General features: G+C 58.8%; 12 protein-coding genes. 7 read left to right on the top strand and 5 right to left on the bottom strand.

What is annotated here, in order from left to right; all coding sequences use genetic code 11:
- Positions 1 to 3: 3 nt before the first annotated feature.
- Positions 4 to 669, bottom strand: a complete 666-nt coding sequence (locus GS632_RS10965; protein WP_171179260.1) for an SDR family NAD(P)-dependent oxidoreductase — start codon at positions 667 to 669, stop codon at positions 4 to 6.
- A 291-nt stretch (positions 670 to 960) separates the two neighbouring features.
- On the opposite strand from GS632_RS10965, the gene GS632_RS10960 reads away from it, so the two are divergent.
- Positions 961 to 2,529: a 2-isopropylmalate synthase gene (locus GS632_RS10960; RefSeq protein ID WP_171179258.1), complete on the top strand. Its 1,569-nt coding sequence runs from the start codon at positions 961 to 963 to the stop codon at positions 2,527 to 2,529.
- A gap of 105 nt (positions 2,530 to 2,634) precedes the next feature.
- On the opposite strand, the gene GS632_RS10955 is transcribed toward GS632_RS10960, so the two are convergent.
- The gene (locus GS632_RS10955) at positions 2,635 to 3,420 is read right to left on the bottom strand and encodes a 23S rRNA (adenine(2030)-N(6))-methyltransferase RlmJ (protein WP_171179256.1); all 786 of its coding nucleotides are present in this window, start codon (positions 3,418 to 3,420) and stop codon (positions 2,635 to 2,637) included.
- Positions 3,421 to 3,575: 155 nt separating this feature from the next.
- On the opposite strand from GS632_RS10955, the gene GS632_RS10950 reads away from it, so the two are divergent.
- The 6 genes from GS632_RS10950 to GS632_RS10925 are packed head-to-tail and all read left to right on the top strand — an operon-like array spanning position 3,576 to position 10,142.
- On the top strand, positions 3,576 to 4,622 hold the full coding sequence (locus GS632_RS10950) for a rod shape-determining protein (protein WP_039523195.1): 1,047 nt from the start codon (positions 3,576 to 3,578) through the stop codon (positions 4,620 to 4,622).
- 58 nt (positions 4,623 to 4,680) lie between these two features.
- Positions 4,681 to 5,583, top strand: coding sequence for a rod shape-determining protein MreC (gene mreC / locus GS632_RS10945; RefSeq protein WP_171179254.1), 903 nt, complete (start codon positions 4,681 to 4,683; stop codon positions 5,581 to 5,583).
- The gene (locus GS632_RS10940; protein WP_171179252.1) at positions 5,576 to 6,112 is read left to right on the top strand and encodes a rod shape-determining protein MreD; all 537 of its coding nucleotides are present in this window, start codon (positions 5,576 to 5,578) and stop codon (positions 6,110 to 6,112) included. The genes mreC and GS632_RS10940 overlap by 8 nt, the downstream gene beginning before the upstream one ends.
- Positions 6,109 to 8,058, top strand: coding sequence for a penicillin-binding protein 2 (mrdA, locus tag GS632_RS10935; protein WP_171179250.1), 1,950 nt, complete (start codon positions 6,109 to 6,111; stop codon positions 8,056 to 8,058). The genes GS632_RS10940 and mrdA overlap by 4 nt, the downstream gene beginning before the upstream one ends.
- Positions 8,055 to 9,194 (top strand): rod shape-determining protein RodA, encoded by a 1,140-nt coding sequence (rodA, locus tag GS632_RS10930; RefSeq protein ID WP_171179247.1) that lies wholly within the window; start codon positions 8,055 to 8,057, stop codon positions 9,192 to 9,194. The genes mrdA and rodA overlap by 4 nt, the downstream gene beginning before the upstream one ends.
- Before the next feature lie 15 nt (positions 9,195 to 9,209).
- Positions 9,210 to 10,142 (top strand): glyoxylate/hydroxypyruvate reductase A, encoded by a 933-nt coding sequence (locus tag GS632_RS10925; RefSeq protein WP_171238483.1) that lies wholly within the window; start codon positions 9,210 to 9,212, stop codon positions 10,140 to 10,142.
- Between the two features lie 2 nt (positions 10,143 to 10,144).
- On the opposite strand, the gene GS632_RS10920 is transcribed toward GS632_RS10925, so the two are convergent.
- The 3 genes from GS632_RS10920 to dut all read right to left on the bottom strand — a co-directional run bounded on the left by GS632_RS10920 (position 10,145) and on the right by dut (position 13,740).
- Positions 10,145 to 12,160 carry a M3 family metallopeptidase gene (locus tag GS632_RS10920; RefSeq protein ID WP_171179243.1) on the bottom strand — a complete coding sequence of 672 codons (2,016 nt, stop codon included), beginning with the start codon at positions 12,158 to 12,160 and terminating at the stop codon, positions 10,145 to 10,147.
- 75 nt (positions 12,161 to 12,235) lie between these two features.
- A complete protein-coding gene (locus GS632_RS10915) occupies positions 12,236 to 13,285 on the bottom strand; it encodes a molybdopterin-synthase adenylyltransferase MoeB (protein WP_171179241.1) in 1,050 nt (349 codons plus the stop codon).
- A complete protein-coding gene (gene dut / locus GS632_RS10910; RefSeq protein WP_171179239.1) occupies positions 13,285 to 13,740 on the bottom strand; it encodes a dUTP diphosphatase in 456 nt (151 codons plus the stop codon). The genes GS632_RS10915 and dut overlap by 1 nt, the downstream gene beginning before the upstream one ends.
- Positions 13,741 to 13,744: the final 4 nt, after the last annotated feature.

The following is a 13,744-nucleotide window of genomic DNA, read 5'->3' as shown; positions in this document are numbered from 1 at the left end:
CGCTCACCAAGGAACGGGTTGCCCGGCCCAATCAAAGAAACCGCCGGTATCCTCTGGCGTCAGTCCATTGATCACGGATAACAGGTTTTGGGCGGCGACCTCCGGCTCGACGGCGGGATGCCGATTCAAGTACTTCTGAGTGAACGCAGTTTTCACGGTCCCTGGATGCAAGGCGACACAAATCGCCTGCTTATGCGTCCGCGACAGCTCGATGGCTGAGGTATGGACAACCTGATTTACCGCAGCCTTGGCGGCCCGGTAGCTGATCCAGCCGCCCATCCGATTGTCCGCGATGGATCCTACACGCGCTGAGAGAACCGCAAAAACCGACCGCCCCTTGCGGGGCAAAAGCCTGTGTGCCCGGCTCAGCACCAAAGCCGGACCTACCGCGTTGAGTGCAAATTGATCCATCATCGCCTTGGCTGAAACCGCACGAATTGTCTTTTCCGGTGCAGCGCCTTCGATCTCCAACGCTCCGGATGCGACCAGTATCAAGTCAAAGGGATCGGACAGCCCATCAATGATCGGCAACGCATGGTCAGGGTCAGTCAGATCGAACCCATCCATTGACCGCGACAGACCCGTTACCGAGACGCCTTGCGACTCTAAGGTAGTACAAACCGCAGCGCCAATGCCGCCCGAGGCTCCGATGATCAATGCTGTTTTCATCTGCATCCAGCTAGCTGCGCAGAGGGCACAATCAAGTTGGTCTGGAATGAGAAAGCCAGCGCAGGACCCCTCGGGCGCAAATTGGTCTTTTCATTCCTGCCGGGCTCTGTATAACCTCAATCCCATGATCAACCATGCAGATATCCTTTGTGCCGACACCGCCATGCGCGGTGCGTCTCTGCGTGGCCTACTGATCCTAATCCGCCTCTGAGCGTGCCATCCGGCGCGCCCGCTCAGAGGAGGACGCCAGCGCGCCAAGAAGGCTTTAGGACAGACAAGAAAGAGATTCCCATGACAAACGTGACCGACCAAGACCGCGTCTTGATCTTCGATACCACTTTGCGCGACGGCGAGCAGAGCCCCGGAGCGACCATGACCCATGACGAAAAGCTGGAGATTGCCGAGCTGCTGGACGAAATGGGCGTCGACATCATCGAGGCTGGCTTTCCAATCGCGTCCGAGGGTGATTTCAAGGCGGTGTCCGAGATCGCCCAACGCGCGAAAAATAGCCGCATCTGCGGTCTGGCGCGCGCTAACTTCGCCGACATTGATCGCTGTTGGGAGGCGGTGAAACACGCCGAGCAAAACCGGATTCACACGTTTATCGGCACTTCTCCGCTGCACCGCGCCATTCCGAATCTGACAATGGATGAGATGGCCGACAAGATCCACGAAACGGTCAGCCACGCGCGTAATCTGTGCGAAAACGTACAGTGGTCGCCTATGGATGCGACGCGGACGGAGTGGGACTACCTGTGCCGCGTAATCGAGATTGCAATCAAAGCCGGGGCTACCACGATCAACATTCCAGATACTGTGGGATACACCGCACCGGTCGAAAGCGCTGACCTGATCAAACGCCTGATCGAAACGGTTCCGGGCGCGGATGAGGTGATCTTTGCCACCCATTGCCACAACGACCTGGGCATGGCGACCGCGAACTCGCTGGCCGCAGTCGCTGGTGGCGCGCGTCAGATCGAATGCACCATCAACGGGTTGGGCGAACGTGCGGGCAACACCGCGTTGGAAGAAGTCGTGATGGCCCTGCGCACCCGCAATGACATCATGCCTTGGCACACCGGTATCGACACCACCAAGATCATGCATATCTCCCGTCGCGTGGCGACAGTGTCGGGGTTCAACGTGCAGTTCAACAAGGCCATTGTTGGCAAGAACGCCTTTGCGCATGAAAGCGGCATCCATCAAGACGGGATGCTCAAGAACCGCGAAAACTTTGAAATCATGCGCCCCGAGGACATTGGCCTGTCCGGTACTTCTCTGCCGCTGGGCAAACACTCGGGCCGCGCGGCGCTGCGCGACAAGCTTGAGACTTTGGGTTTTGAGGTTGGTGACAACCAACTCAAAGACATCTTCGTGCGATTCAAGGATCTGGCCGACCGCAAGAAAGAGGTGTTTGACGACGACCTCATCGCGTTGATGACGATGGATGATCACGATGATTATCTTCAGCTTGTCTCGATGAAAGTGACCTGCGGTACAGGTGGTCAGGCGGAATCCACGGTCGAGTTGGAAATGGACGGCAAGGACGTTATCGCCACTGAACATGGTGACGGACCGGTGGACGCGACCTTCAAAGCGATACGGGCAATCTATCCCAACACCGCCCGCCTTCAGCTGTATCAGGTTCATGCGGTCACCGAAGGCACCGATGCGCAAGCCACAGTGTCTGTTCGCCTGAGCGAGGATGGAATGATCGCCACAGGCCAGTCAGCCAATACAGACACGGTGGTGGCCTCGGCCAAAGCGTATATCCACGCGCTGAACCGCCTGATCGTACGGCGCGAAAAAGCGGGTCCCGGTGCTGATACGCGTGAGATCAGCTATAAAGACCTGACCTGAACGGCCCAAGGGCTCCCGCACCCGCGGCGGCCCGGCTTCGCCGTCCCTTCTTGGGCTTTGGGCCCGGCAGCGCGCTTATGGCGCGCTGCCGGGCCCAACTTCTTTTCAAAGCTGGTCAAACAAAGTGGACAGACGTTCCACTTCGTCTTCGATGCCAAACGGGGCGTTGATGATGAACATGCCGGAGCCGACCATCCGATGCCCTTGACGAACCGGAGGGAACGTCACCTCGTGACAGACAGCTTTGGGGTAGTTTTGCAACTTCAAAGCACGGGTCATGGGCAGGTGGCGCTTATCCGAAAGGATGGGATACCACAGCGCAATGATACCGACATTCCACTTACGGTGCAGCTTGGCGATGATCCCGGGCAGCCGGTCATAATCGGTTTTCACCTCATAACTCGGGTCGATCAGCAGCATACCCCTGCGAGGTGTGGGTGGAAGCAGGGATTGCGCCAGCGCAAAACCGTCTTGCTGGTAAACCTTGGCCCCAAAGGGCGACATGGCCAAGGCCAGAGCGGCATGTTCTTGTGGGTGAAGTTCCGCAAAATGCAAGCTGTCCTGATCCCGCAGCAGATTGGCCGCAACCAGTGGCGATCCGGGATAGGCAGAGGAACCGTGCCGCGCCTGCACGCGGTGCAAAACGCGCGCCATTGGATGATCATCCCCGAACCAACCCTCTTGCTGTGCACGCTTGATCCCTGCAGCCGCCTCGCCGGTGCGCACGGCTTCGGCCGCATCCAGCTTGTACAAACCCCGCCCGGAATGCGTTTCGATATAGCTGAGCGGCTTGTCCTTGCGTGTCAGATAATTCAGCACCCAGGCCAACAATGCGTGCTTTTGGACATCAGCCAGATTGCCGGCGTGGTAAATGTGTTGATAAGAGAGCATTTTGCCTTCTAAAGTCCCAATCAATAAGGCGGAAAGGTGCTGATTGTCGCGGAATCAGCCCTTTTACCGGGCGTGATGGCACCCTATAAGTCATCCGTCCCGGAACCGTCGAGTCGCGGGCAGTAGAAAAACCGACATACAGGATCAGGGGAAACATGGGGATCTTTGGCAATCTGGGCGGCCTGTTCACAGCGGATATGGCTATCGACCTTGGAACAGCAAACACGCTGGTTTACGTCAAGGGGCGCGGTGTCATCCTGTCTGAACCCTCGGTGGTCGCCTATCACGTCAAGGACGGTGTGAAAAAGGTTCTCGCAGTTGGCGAGGATGCCAAGCTGATGCTGGGCCGGACACCCGGTTCGATCGAAGCCATCCGCCCGATGCGCGAAGGTGTGATTGCCGACTTCGACACAGCGGAAGAGATGATCAAGCACTTCATCCGCAAAGTGCACAAGCGCTCGACCTTCTCAAAACCCAAGATCATCGTCTGTGTGCCTCATGGTGCGACGCCGGTCGAAAAACGCGCGATCCGTCAATCGGTTCTGTCAGCGGGCGCGCGCCGCGCTGGCCTTATTGCAGAACCGATTGCAGCCGCGATTGGCGCAGGGATGCCGATCACCGACCCAACCGGCAACATGGTCGTCGACATCGGCGGCGGGACAACCGAAGTTGCGGTTCTGTCGCTGGGTGACATTGTTTACGCCCGCTCGGTCCGCGTGGGCGGCGACCGTATGGACGAAGCCATCATCTCGTACTTGCGTCGCCAACAAAACCTGCTGGTCGGTGAATCCACCGCTGAGCGGATCAAGACCACCATCGGCACCGCCCGTATGCCCGACGATGGCCGTGGCCAGTCGATGCACATCCGAGGGCGCGACCTGCTGAATGGTGTACCCAAGGAAATTGAGATCAGCCAGGCTCAGGTTGCCGAAGCACTCTCGGAACCCGTACAGCAGATTTGCGAAGCGGTTATGACCGCTCTGGAAACCACTCCGCCCGATCTGGCGGCAGATATTGTGGACCGGGGTGTGATGCTGACCGGGGGCGGTGCGCTTCTGGGTGATCTGGATCTGGCCCTGCGTGAACAGACTGGTCTGGCCGTGTCGATTGCAGATGAAAGCCTGAATTGTGTGGCTTTGGGCACCGGCAAGGCGCTAGAATATGAAAAACAGCTGCGCCACGCGATTGACTACGAAAGCTAAGGCGCGCACCCTTTGCACATAGGGTAAATTCGGCACGAGCAGCACGGGAAGGTAACCTGTGGCAAAAGACCGATCACAGCGCGATGACTACACAACCCCCTTGCGGCGTTTGCTGTTGGGCATCGTTATTATGTGTTTACTGGGTATCTTTCTGGTCTGGCGTATTGATAGCCCGCGCGTGGAACGGTTCCGTGCGCAGGTGGTAGATACGGTCGTCCCTTCGATGGAATGGGCCATGGTGCCCGTTACGGCCGCCGTTAATCTAGTACGCGATTTCCAAAGCTACCAACGCCTGAGCGAACAAAACCGTGAACTGCGCAGCGAATTGCGCCTGATGCGCGCCTGGAAAGAGGCCGCGCTGCAACTAGAGCAGGAAAACGCCCGGTTGTTGGATCTCAACAACGTACGTCTTGATCCGCGCCTGACTTATATCACCGGTGTTGTGATGGCCGACAGCGGCTCGCCTTTCCGGCAATCTGTTTTGCTGAACGTAGGCGAGCGCGACGGCATCGTCGATGGATGGGCCACGATGGACGGCATCGGTCTTGTTGGGCGGATCTCGGGTGTTGGTTCCGATACAGCCCGCGTTATTCTGGTGACAGATGCCACCAGCGCCATCCCTGCTACCATCCAACCATCGGGTCAGACTGCGTTGATCAAAGGCGACAACACGCCTGCGCCTGTGGTCGAGTTCCTTGAGAACCGAGAACTGGTTCGCCCCGGAGATCGCGTCATTACTTCAGGCGACGGCGGCGTGTTTCCGGCTGGCCTGCTGATCGGCCAGATTGCAGCGGATCCGGGTGGCCGGTTGCGCGTGCGCTTGTCGGCTGATTTCGAACGGCTGGAGTTTTTGCGGGTTCTGCGATTCAACTCAGCCCCGACCATTCGGGACCCCGGTGGCATCGTCGGCCCCACCCGCCCCGAAGCCGCTCTATCTCCTGAGGAACTTGGCGATGGATAAGCCAGCCTCACATAACTTGGCCATGCGGGGCCTTTTTGCGGCGCTGGCCGTCTTGGTGCTGTTCCTGCACTTGTTGCCGCTGGATGCACAACCCAACCGCTGGCCCTTTCCTGACGTTCTGATTGCCCTGACCTTTGCCTGGGTGCTGCGTCGCCCAGATTATGTCCCAACCCTGCTGGTTGCGTTCGTGATGTTGATGGCGGATCTTCTTCTGCAACGCCCACCCGGTCTTTTGGCGGCACTGGTTGTCTTTGGATCAGCCTATCTGCGTTCGGCGGCACCCGGTATGAAAGATGCCGGTTTTGTCGGAGAATGGATGTCCGTTGGCGTGGTCATCACGGGCGTCTTTCTGGCGAACAGGGTCATTCTTTCGATCTTGTCTGTGCAACAGGCCGCGTTGTGGCCCGTCATGATCCAGCTTATTCTGACGATCGCCTGCTATCCCGCCATTGTGGGACTCAGCCAAAGCGTGTTCGGGGTCCGTCGCATGTCCGCGTCGGATGCCAGTGCTGTAGGAGGTCGGGCATGAAGCCACGCAAGCCCAAGTCTCAGGGTCTGGCCTATAAACGCCTGCCAAGGCGGGCTCTGCTTCTGGGTGGCCTGCAAGCGGCCTTTGTTGGCGGACTAGCGGCACGTATGCGGTTCATGCAGGTGGATCAGGCCGATCAATATCGCCTTCTGGCCGAGGAAAACCGCATCAACATCCGTCTAATCCCCCCGGACCGCGGGCGGATCTATGACCGGAACGGGCAGATCATTGGCCAGAACTCTCCATCCTACCGTATCGTCATTGTGCGCGAAGACGCTGGTGATGTGGACCAAGTGATCCGCAAGTTATCAGAACTGATCCCGCTGAACGAGGATGAGATCGAACGGGCCATGACCGAGATGCGCCGCTCAGCCCCGTTCTTGCCGGTCACGCTGGCCGATCAGGTCACGTGGGAAGACATATCGAAAGTCGCGGTCAATGCCCCTGCACTGCCGGGTGTCACGCCCGAAGTGGGTTTGACACGACAATATCCACGCTATGAGGACTTCGCCCACATCGTTGGATATGTCGGACCGGTCAGTGACTACGACCTCAGTCAGATCGAAGACCCTGAACCCGTTCTGCGAATCCCCCGGTTTCAGATCGGAAAGGTGGGTCTTGAGGCAAGGCAGGAAATCTCATTGCGCGGCAAGGCAGGCGCCAAGCGTGTCGAAGTCAACGCCACCGGTCGTGTCATGCGCGAGCTGGACCGGCAAGAAGGCCAACCCGGGGCCGACTTGCAGCTGTCCGTCGATGCAGACCTTCAACAATACGCCCAAGCCCGGTTGGCTGGCGAAAGCGCCGCCGCTGTCGTGATCGATTGCGAAACTGGTGATCTGCGCGCAATGGCCTCGGCGCCCAGCTTCGATCCCAACCTGTTCGTACGTGGTATCTCGGTCGCGGATTACCGTATGCTGACACAGGACAAGTATCGCCCGTTGGCAAACAAGACGGTCCAGGGCACTTACCCGCCCGGTTCGACATTTAAGATGGTTACCGCGTTGGCAGCGCTTGAGGCCGGAGTCGTCGGCCCCGGCAACACCGTTTACTGCCCCGGCCATCTGAAAGTTGGCAGCCGTCGCTTCCACTGCTGGAAGCGTGGTGGTCATGGTATGGTGGACCTGAATACCTCGCTTAAACGCAGTTGCGACGTGTATTATTACGATGTGGCGATAAAGGTGGGCATCGACAGAATCTCCGAGATGGCCAACACCCTTGGACTGGGCATCAAGCATGACATTCCCATGTCCGCTGTGCGCGCCGGACTGGCGCCCAATCAGGAATGGAAACAAAGGGTGCATGGCGAAGAATGGCTGATCGGCGACACCGCAAACGCCTCCATCGGACAAGGCTTTATGTTGGCTTCGCCCATGCAATTGGCTGTCATGACCGCGCGGATTGCCACCGGACGCGCGGTCTCACCCCGTCTGGTGCGGTCTGTCAACGGGGTTGAGCAGCCTAGCGGTGCAGGTGAACCGCTCACGATCAGCCCAACCAATCTCAGACACATCCGCGAAGCGATGTGGTCCGTTTCAAACGACCGTCGTGGCACTGCTTATCGCAGCCGTATCATCGCAGATGATCTCCGCATGGCGGGTAAAACCGGCACAAGTCAGGTGCGCAACATTACCAAAGCCGAGCGTGCAGCCGGTGTGATCCGCAACGAGGATCTGCCCTGGGAACGCCGCGACCACGCGCTGTTCGTCAGTTTTGCCCCGTACGACAAACCCAAATACGCCATTGCTGTCGTAGTTGAACATGGGGGCGGGGGGTCCAAGGCGGCAGCCCCGGTGGCGCGGGACATCATGCTTCAGGCCCTTTACAACGGCACGCCGCCACTCGACGCGTATCCCGTCGGCGACCGGGACCGTATCAAGGAACAGCAAAAACGGCTTGAAGGTGACCGTCGTCCCAAAGCGCGTCCTGACGGAAAGGACCGCGCATGAGCTATCTTGAATATGCCGTCAAATCCACACCGTCTGGATTCCGGAAATTCCTCTACATGAACTGGCCCCTGACCCTGCTGCTGATCAGCACGGCCAGCGCTGGATTCCTGATGTTGTATTCGGTTGCGGGTGGTTCGTGGACGCCCTGGGCCGAGCCGCAGATGGAACGGTTCGGTCTTGGCCTGACAGCGATGTTCATCATTGCACTGGTGCCAATCTGGTTCTGGCGCAACATGTCCGTTCTGGCCTATCTGGGCTCGGTCGCTTTGCTGGTGTTTGTTGAACTGTTTGGCACCATCGGCATGGGCGCGCAGCGCTGGATCGACCTTGGTTTCATGCGTTTGCAACCATCAGAAGTCATGAAGGTCGCACTGGTTATGGTGCTGGCGGCCTACTACGACTGGCTGCCGTCGCACAAGACATCCCGACCGCTGTGGGTTTTTATCCCCGTGGCACTGATCATCCTGCCTACCTTGTTGGTTCTGAAGCAACCGGACCTTGGCACATCGATCCTTCTGTTGGCCGCTGGTGGCGGGCTGATGTTTCTGGCGGGCGTCCACTGGGCTTATTTTGCGGCTGTTATCGCTGCGGTCGTGGGTTTGATCGCCGCTGTGTTCAACAGCCGCGGGACGGATTGGCAATTGCTCAAGGACTATCAGTTCCGCCGGATTGACACCTTTCTTGACCCCTCGACCGACCCATTGGGCGCGGGGTACCATATCACGCAGTCCAAGATCGCCCTCGGGTCCGGCGGCTGGAACGGGCGCGGTTTCATGCAAGGAACACAGTCCCGTTTGAATTTTCTGCCTGAAAAGCACACCGACTTCATTTTCACGACGCTGGCGGAAGAGTTCGGATTTGTAGGAGGTATCACGCTGTTGATCCTCTACGCGCTGATCCTTGTGTTCTGTATGGTTACGGCTCTTGCTACCAAGGATCGGTTTTCCTCACTGGTCACTCTGGGCATCGCACTGAACTTTTTCCTTTTCTTTGCCGTCAACATGTCGATGGTGATGGGCATGGCCCCGGTTGTCGGCGTACCACTGCCAATGGTCAGCTATGGCGGATCGGCCATGCTGGTGCTGATGGCTGCGTTCGGCATCGTCCAAAGCGCACATATTCACCGCCCCCGCTGATCTGAAAGGCCCACGATGCCCGCTAACGTCCTGTTTTCCGCACGCTCTGCTCTGTGGCCCGTGTACGAACCGCTGCTGACTCAGTACTTGGCTGACGCAAAAGTCGACGCGCGGCTCAGCACGGAATTTGAACCGGATCAGGTCGACTATGTCGTTTATGCCCCCAACGGCGGAGTACACGATTTCACACCCTTCACCCGTCTGAAAGCTGTACTGAGCCTTTGGGCTGGTATCGAGAAAATCGCGGACAATGAAACGCTGACCGTCCCATTGGCGCGGATGGTGGATCACGGACTGACGCAGGGCATGACTGAATGGGTGGTTGGGCACGTGCTACGCTACCACCTAGGAATAGACCGGCACATCCTCGTGCAGGATGGCGTCTGGGAACCGGAAGCGCCGCCATTGGCAAAAGAGCGTATCGTCTGCATTTTAGGGCTGGGCACGTTGGGCGAGGCCGCGGCCCGAGCCCTGACTGCGCTTAACTTTCAAGTCACCGGTTGGAGCCGCACCGCCAAAGACATCCCCGGCGTGACCTGCTTGCATGGCTCCGAAGGGCTTCGCCAAGCGCTTTCTCAGGCTGAAATCGTGGTACTATTGCTGCCCGATACCCCCGCCACGGAAAACGCGCTGAATGCCGAAACGTTGGCCTTGCTGCCTAAGGGCGCACGGATCATCAACCCGGGACGTGGCCCGCTGATTGATGACGACGCGCTTCTGGATGCGCTGAACTCTGGTCAGGTTGGGCACGCAACGCTGGACGTGTTCCGTGTCGAGCCCTTGCCCGAAGACCATCCCTACTGGACACATCCGAACGTGACTGTGACCCCTCACATCGCGTCTGAGACCCGCCCGGTCACAGCCGCGCAGGTCATTTGCGAAAACATCCGACGTGGCGAAGCCGGTGAGCCCTTTGTGCATTTAGTGGATCGCACGCTGGGTTACTGAATTCAGGCCGCGATCAAGCCGCGGCCTTTCAACAGGGCGTCCACGCCTGGCAATCGCCCCCGGAACGCCAGATACAGGTCTTCCGCCTCTCGCGACCCGCCGGTGGACAGGATGTTGTCTTCCAGCGCCTTGGCGCGTTCGGTATCAAAGGCACCGCCCGCCTCTTCAAAGGCGGCGAAGGCGTCAGCATCCATCACCTCGGACCACATGTAGCTGTAGTAGCCCGAGCTATAGCCATCACCGGCAAAGACATGGGCAAAGTGGGGCGTGGCGTGGCGCATCCCGATGGCATGCGGCATCCCGAGGTCCGCCAGAACTTCGGCCTGTTTTGCCATCGGATCTGCCGGGGCATCCCCATCATGGAAGGCCAGATCAACAAGGGCCGAAGCAACATATTCCACGGTCTGGAACCCTTGATCGAAATTAGCGGCTTTCAACACTTTCTGCAGCATCTCCTGCGGCATTGGCTCGCCCGTTTCGGCATGGGTCGCAAATTCGGCCAGAACCTCGGGCACTTCCAGCCAGTGTTCGTAAAGCTGGCTGGGCAGTTCGACAAAATCACGCGCGACCGAAGTGCCCGAGATGCTCTCATAGGTCACATTCGACAGCATCTGATGCAGGGCGTGGCCGAATTCGTGGAACAATGTCCGCGCGTCGTCATAAGACAGCAGCGCCGGATCACCCTTGGCAAAGTTGCAGACATTGATCACAACCGGCGCCTGATCTTTCGGGAACTTCGCCTGCGCCCGCATCGCGCTGCACCACGCACCAGACCGTTTCGATCCCCGCGCAAAGTAGTCACCGATGAAAACGGCAATATGCTGCCCGCCACGTGTGACTTCCCAGGCCCGGCAATCCGGGTGATAGAGCGGAACGTCCAGCGGCGCGAATTCCAGCCCGAACAGACGGTTTGCGCAGGCAAAAGACGCCTCGATCATACGATCCAGTTGCAGATAGGGTTTCAGGGCCGCCTCATCCAGATCGTGTTCCGCCTTGCGCCGCTTTTCGGCGTAGTAGCGCCAATCCCAGGCTTCCAGCGGACCGTTGATGCCGTCTTCCTGCATCATCTGCGTCAGGATCTCGGCGTCAGCATCGGCACGGGATTTTGCCGGTTCCCACACCTGCATCAACAGTTCACGCACGCGGTCCGGTGTGCGGGCCATTTCGGTTTCCAGCTTGTAGTCGGCGAAACTGTCATAGCCCAGCAGCTTGGCGCGTTGCTCACGCAAACCTAAAATCTCGGCAGCGATGTCGCGGTTGTCAGTGTCGCCCCCATTGGCACCGCGAGCTGCCCAGGCGCGATAAGCCTTTTCGCGCAGGTCCCGACGAGGTGAGAATTGCAGGAACGGTACAATCAGCGACCGCGACAGGGTCACCACTGGTCCCTGTGCCTCTTTCTCTAGCCCCGCAGCGCGGGCTGCATCCAGGACGAAATCTGGCAGGCCCTGCAGATCCTCTTCGGTCAGGTCCATGAACCAGTCCCTCTCATCTGCCAACAGGTTTTGAGTAAAGGACGTCCCCAAAGAGGCGAGGCGCGACTTGATCTCTTGCATCCGTGTATCGTCTTCCCCTGCCAGCGCTGCGCCAGCACGCACGAAACCGCGATGGGTCAACATCAGCACACGCGCCTGTTCTTCGGTCAGGTTCAGATCATCGCGCCGCGCCCACAGGTCGGCCACGCGTTTGAACAGCGCCTTGTTCGAAGAAATGCCGGAAAAATGTGCCGACAGTTTGGGGGAGAACTCTCGCTGCAACTCTTCCCGTCTGGGATTGCTGTCTGCCCCTGCAACCGTGAAAAAGACCGACAGAACCTTGTCCAACTGCTCGCCCGCAGCCTCCAAAGCCTCAATCGTATTGCCAAAGGTCGGAGCGTCAGAATTCTCGGCAATCGCAGCGATCTGATCGTTATGCGCCGTCATTGCCTGATCCAGCGCCGGGGTAAAATCATCGTCCGAAATTTCGGCAAAGGGAGCAATTTCAAACGGGGTGGTCCAGCTGGACAGGATCGGGTTGGTCATTCGGATCTCCTTTGACCCTATAGCTAAGTCGCCTAGGCCGGGTGTTCTAGAACCCACAGCCTGCGTAAAGAAAGGTTAATCGTTCGCGGTGCCGCAGACGGGGCAATCGGCGCGACGGGTCAGGGTAATCTTGCGGCTTTCGCCGTACAGAGCGTCATAGATCAACATCTCGCTACGCAACGCCATGCCCGCGCCCGTGATCACCTTGATCGCTTCGACCGCCATCATCGACCCAACAACGCCGGGCAAGGGGCCGATCACCCCAGCCTCGGAACAGGACGGGGCCAAGCCTGGGGCCGGTGCTTCGGGGAAAATACACTGATAGCAGGGGCTGCCGTTGGCCGGGTCAAACACACTCAGCTGCCCCTCCCACTGCGACAAGGCCCCCGAGATCAAAGGCTTGCCAAGCGCGACGGCCGCGCGGTTGGCAAGATAGCGCGTGTCAAAATTATCGGTCCCGTCAAGAATAAGATCGAAATCGGCAAACAGATCGGCCGCGATCTCATCGTTCAACCTGCGATGATAGGGCAGAACCACCACGTTCGGGTTTTGCGCCTCCATCGCTTGTTGGGCCGAAAAGACCTTGGGCATCCCGATATCTGCGTCACGGTGAATGACCTGCCGTTGCAGGTTGGCGTTCTCGACGATGTCGTCATCTATGACGCCGATTGTGCCCACCCCGGCTGCTGCCAGATATTGCAAAGCAGGGGCCCCCAAACCACCCGCGCCAATCACCAGCACCCGTGCTTTTTTCAGCTTTTTCTGCCCCGGACCGCCCAATTCGCGCAATACGATGTGACGGGCATAGCGGTCCAGCTCGGTCTCGGTAAATCGGTCGGAGGGCATGGTAGGTTCCTGATCTGAAACGGACTCTGCGCGATTGCGCAGGGCTTTCAGCACCCTTCCATACACCAAAACAATCGCGCCGAAACCCACAAGGATCAGCCACATTGCCGCCGAGCCGCCCGTCGCCTGACGCAGCGGATGCCCGTCTGGCAAGATCAGATGAGACAGGATCACTCCGGCCAAAAGCACACTGACCGAAACCACACGCGCTGTTTTTGACGTGCCGGCGATATAGCCAACACCCCAAAGTCCTGCGGCCAGAACAAAAACCAGCAGCATCAGCCGCGCCCGGTTGAGCCAAAGCCGCCGGACCCGCGACCAGTTTCGCCCAATTCCTCAGCCAACTCGAAGGTGGCCTGCACGACAGGCGCGACCACCAGTTGCGCGATGCGCTCACCATGGGCAATTTCGAAGCGGTCCTGACCTGCGTTCATCACGATCACGCCCAAAGGTCCGCGATAATCACTGTCGATGGTGCCTGGCGTGTTGGGCAGTGTAATCCCGTGTTTCAGCGCAAGGCCCGAGCGGGGACGGACCTGAACCTCGTACCCCTTGGGAATTTCGATACGCAGGCCAGTTGGCACGAGCGTGCGTTGGCCAGGTTCCAACACGATAGGGGTGCCACCTGGCAAGTTGGCGCGCACATCCGCCCCGGCAGCACCAGCCGTTTCGTAAGACGGAAGCGCGACAGCGGGGTCTGCACCGTCTTCTCGGATCACTCGAATTGCAACCATGCCC

Source organism: Ruegeria sp. HKCCD7296 (assembly GCF_013110775.1).
GTDB lineage: Bacteria > Pseudomonadota > Alphaproteobacteria > Rhodobacterales > Rhodobacteraceae > Ruegeria.
This window is presented reverse-complemented; position numbering and strand designations above follow the sequence as displayed.

Coding starts and splice junctions, on each gene's coding strand:
- GS632_RS10965 (WP_171179260.1), bottom strand. CDS start 669: ATGAAAACAGCATTGATCATCGGAGCCTCGGGCGGCATTGGCGCTGCG.
- GS632_RS10960 (WP_171179258.1), top strand. CDS start 961: ATGACAAACGTGACCGACCAAGACCGCGTCTTGATCTTCGATACCACT.
- GS632_RS10955 (WP_171179256.1), bottom strand. CDS start 3,420: ATGCTCTCTTATCAACACATTTACCACGCCGGCAATCTGGCTGATGTC.
- GS632_RS10950 (WP_039523195.1), top strand. CDS start 3,576: ATGGGGATCTTTGGCAATCTGGGCGGCCTGTTCACAGCGGATATGGCT.
- GS632_RS10940 (WP_171179252.1), top strand. CDS start 5,576: ATGGATAAGCCAGCCTCACATAACTTGGCCATGCGGGGCCTTTTTGCG.
- mrdA (WP_171179250.1), top strand. CDS start 6,109: ATGAAGCCACGCAAGCCCAAGTCTCAGGGTCTGGCCTATAAACGCCTG.
- rodA (WP_171179247.1), top strand. CDS start 8,055: ATGAGCTATCTTGAATATGCCGTCAAATCCACACCGTCTGGATTCCGG.
- GS632_RS10925 (WP_171238483.1), top strand. CDS start 9,210: ATGCCCGCTAACGTCCTGTTTTCCGCACGCTCTGCTCTGTGGCCCGTG.
- GS632_RS10920 (WP_171179243.1), bottom strand. CDS start 12,160: ATGACCAACCCGATCCTGTCCAGCTGGACCACCCCGTTTGAAATTGCT.
- GS632_RS10915 (WP_171179241.1), bottom strand. CDS start 13,285: ATGCTGCTGGTTTTTGTTCTGGCCGCAGGACTTTGGGGTGTTGGCTAT.
- dut (WP_171179239.1), bottom strand. CDS start 13,740: ATGGTTGCAATTCGAGTGATCCGAGAAGACGGTGCAGACCCCGCTGTC.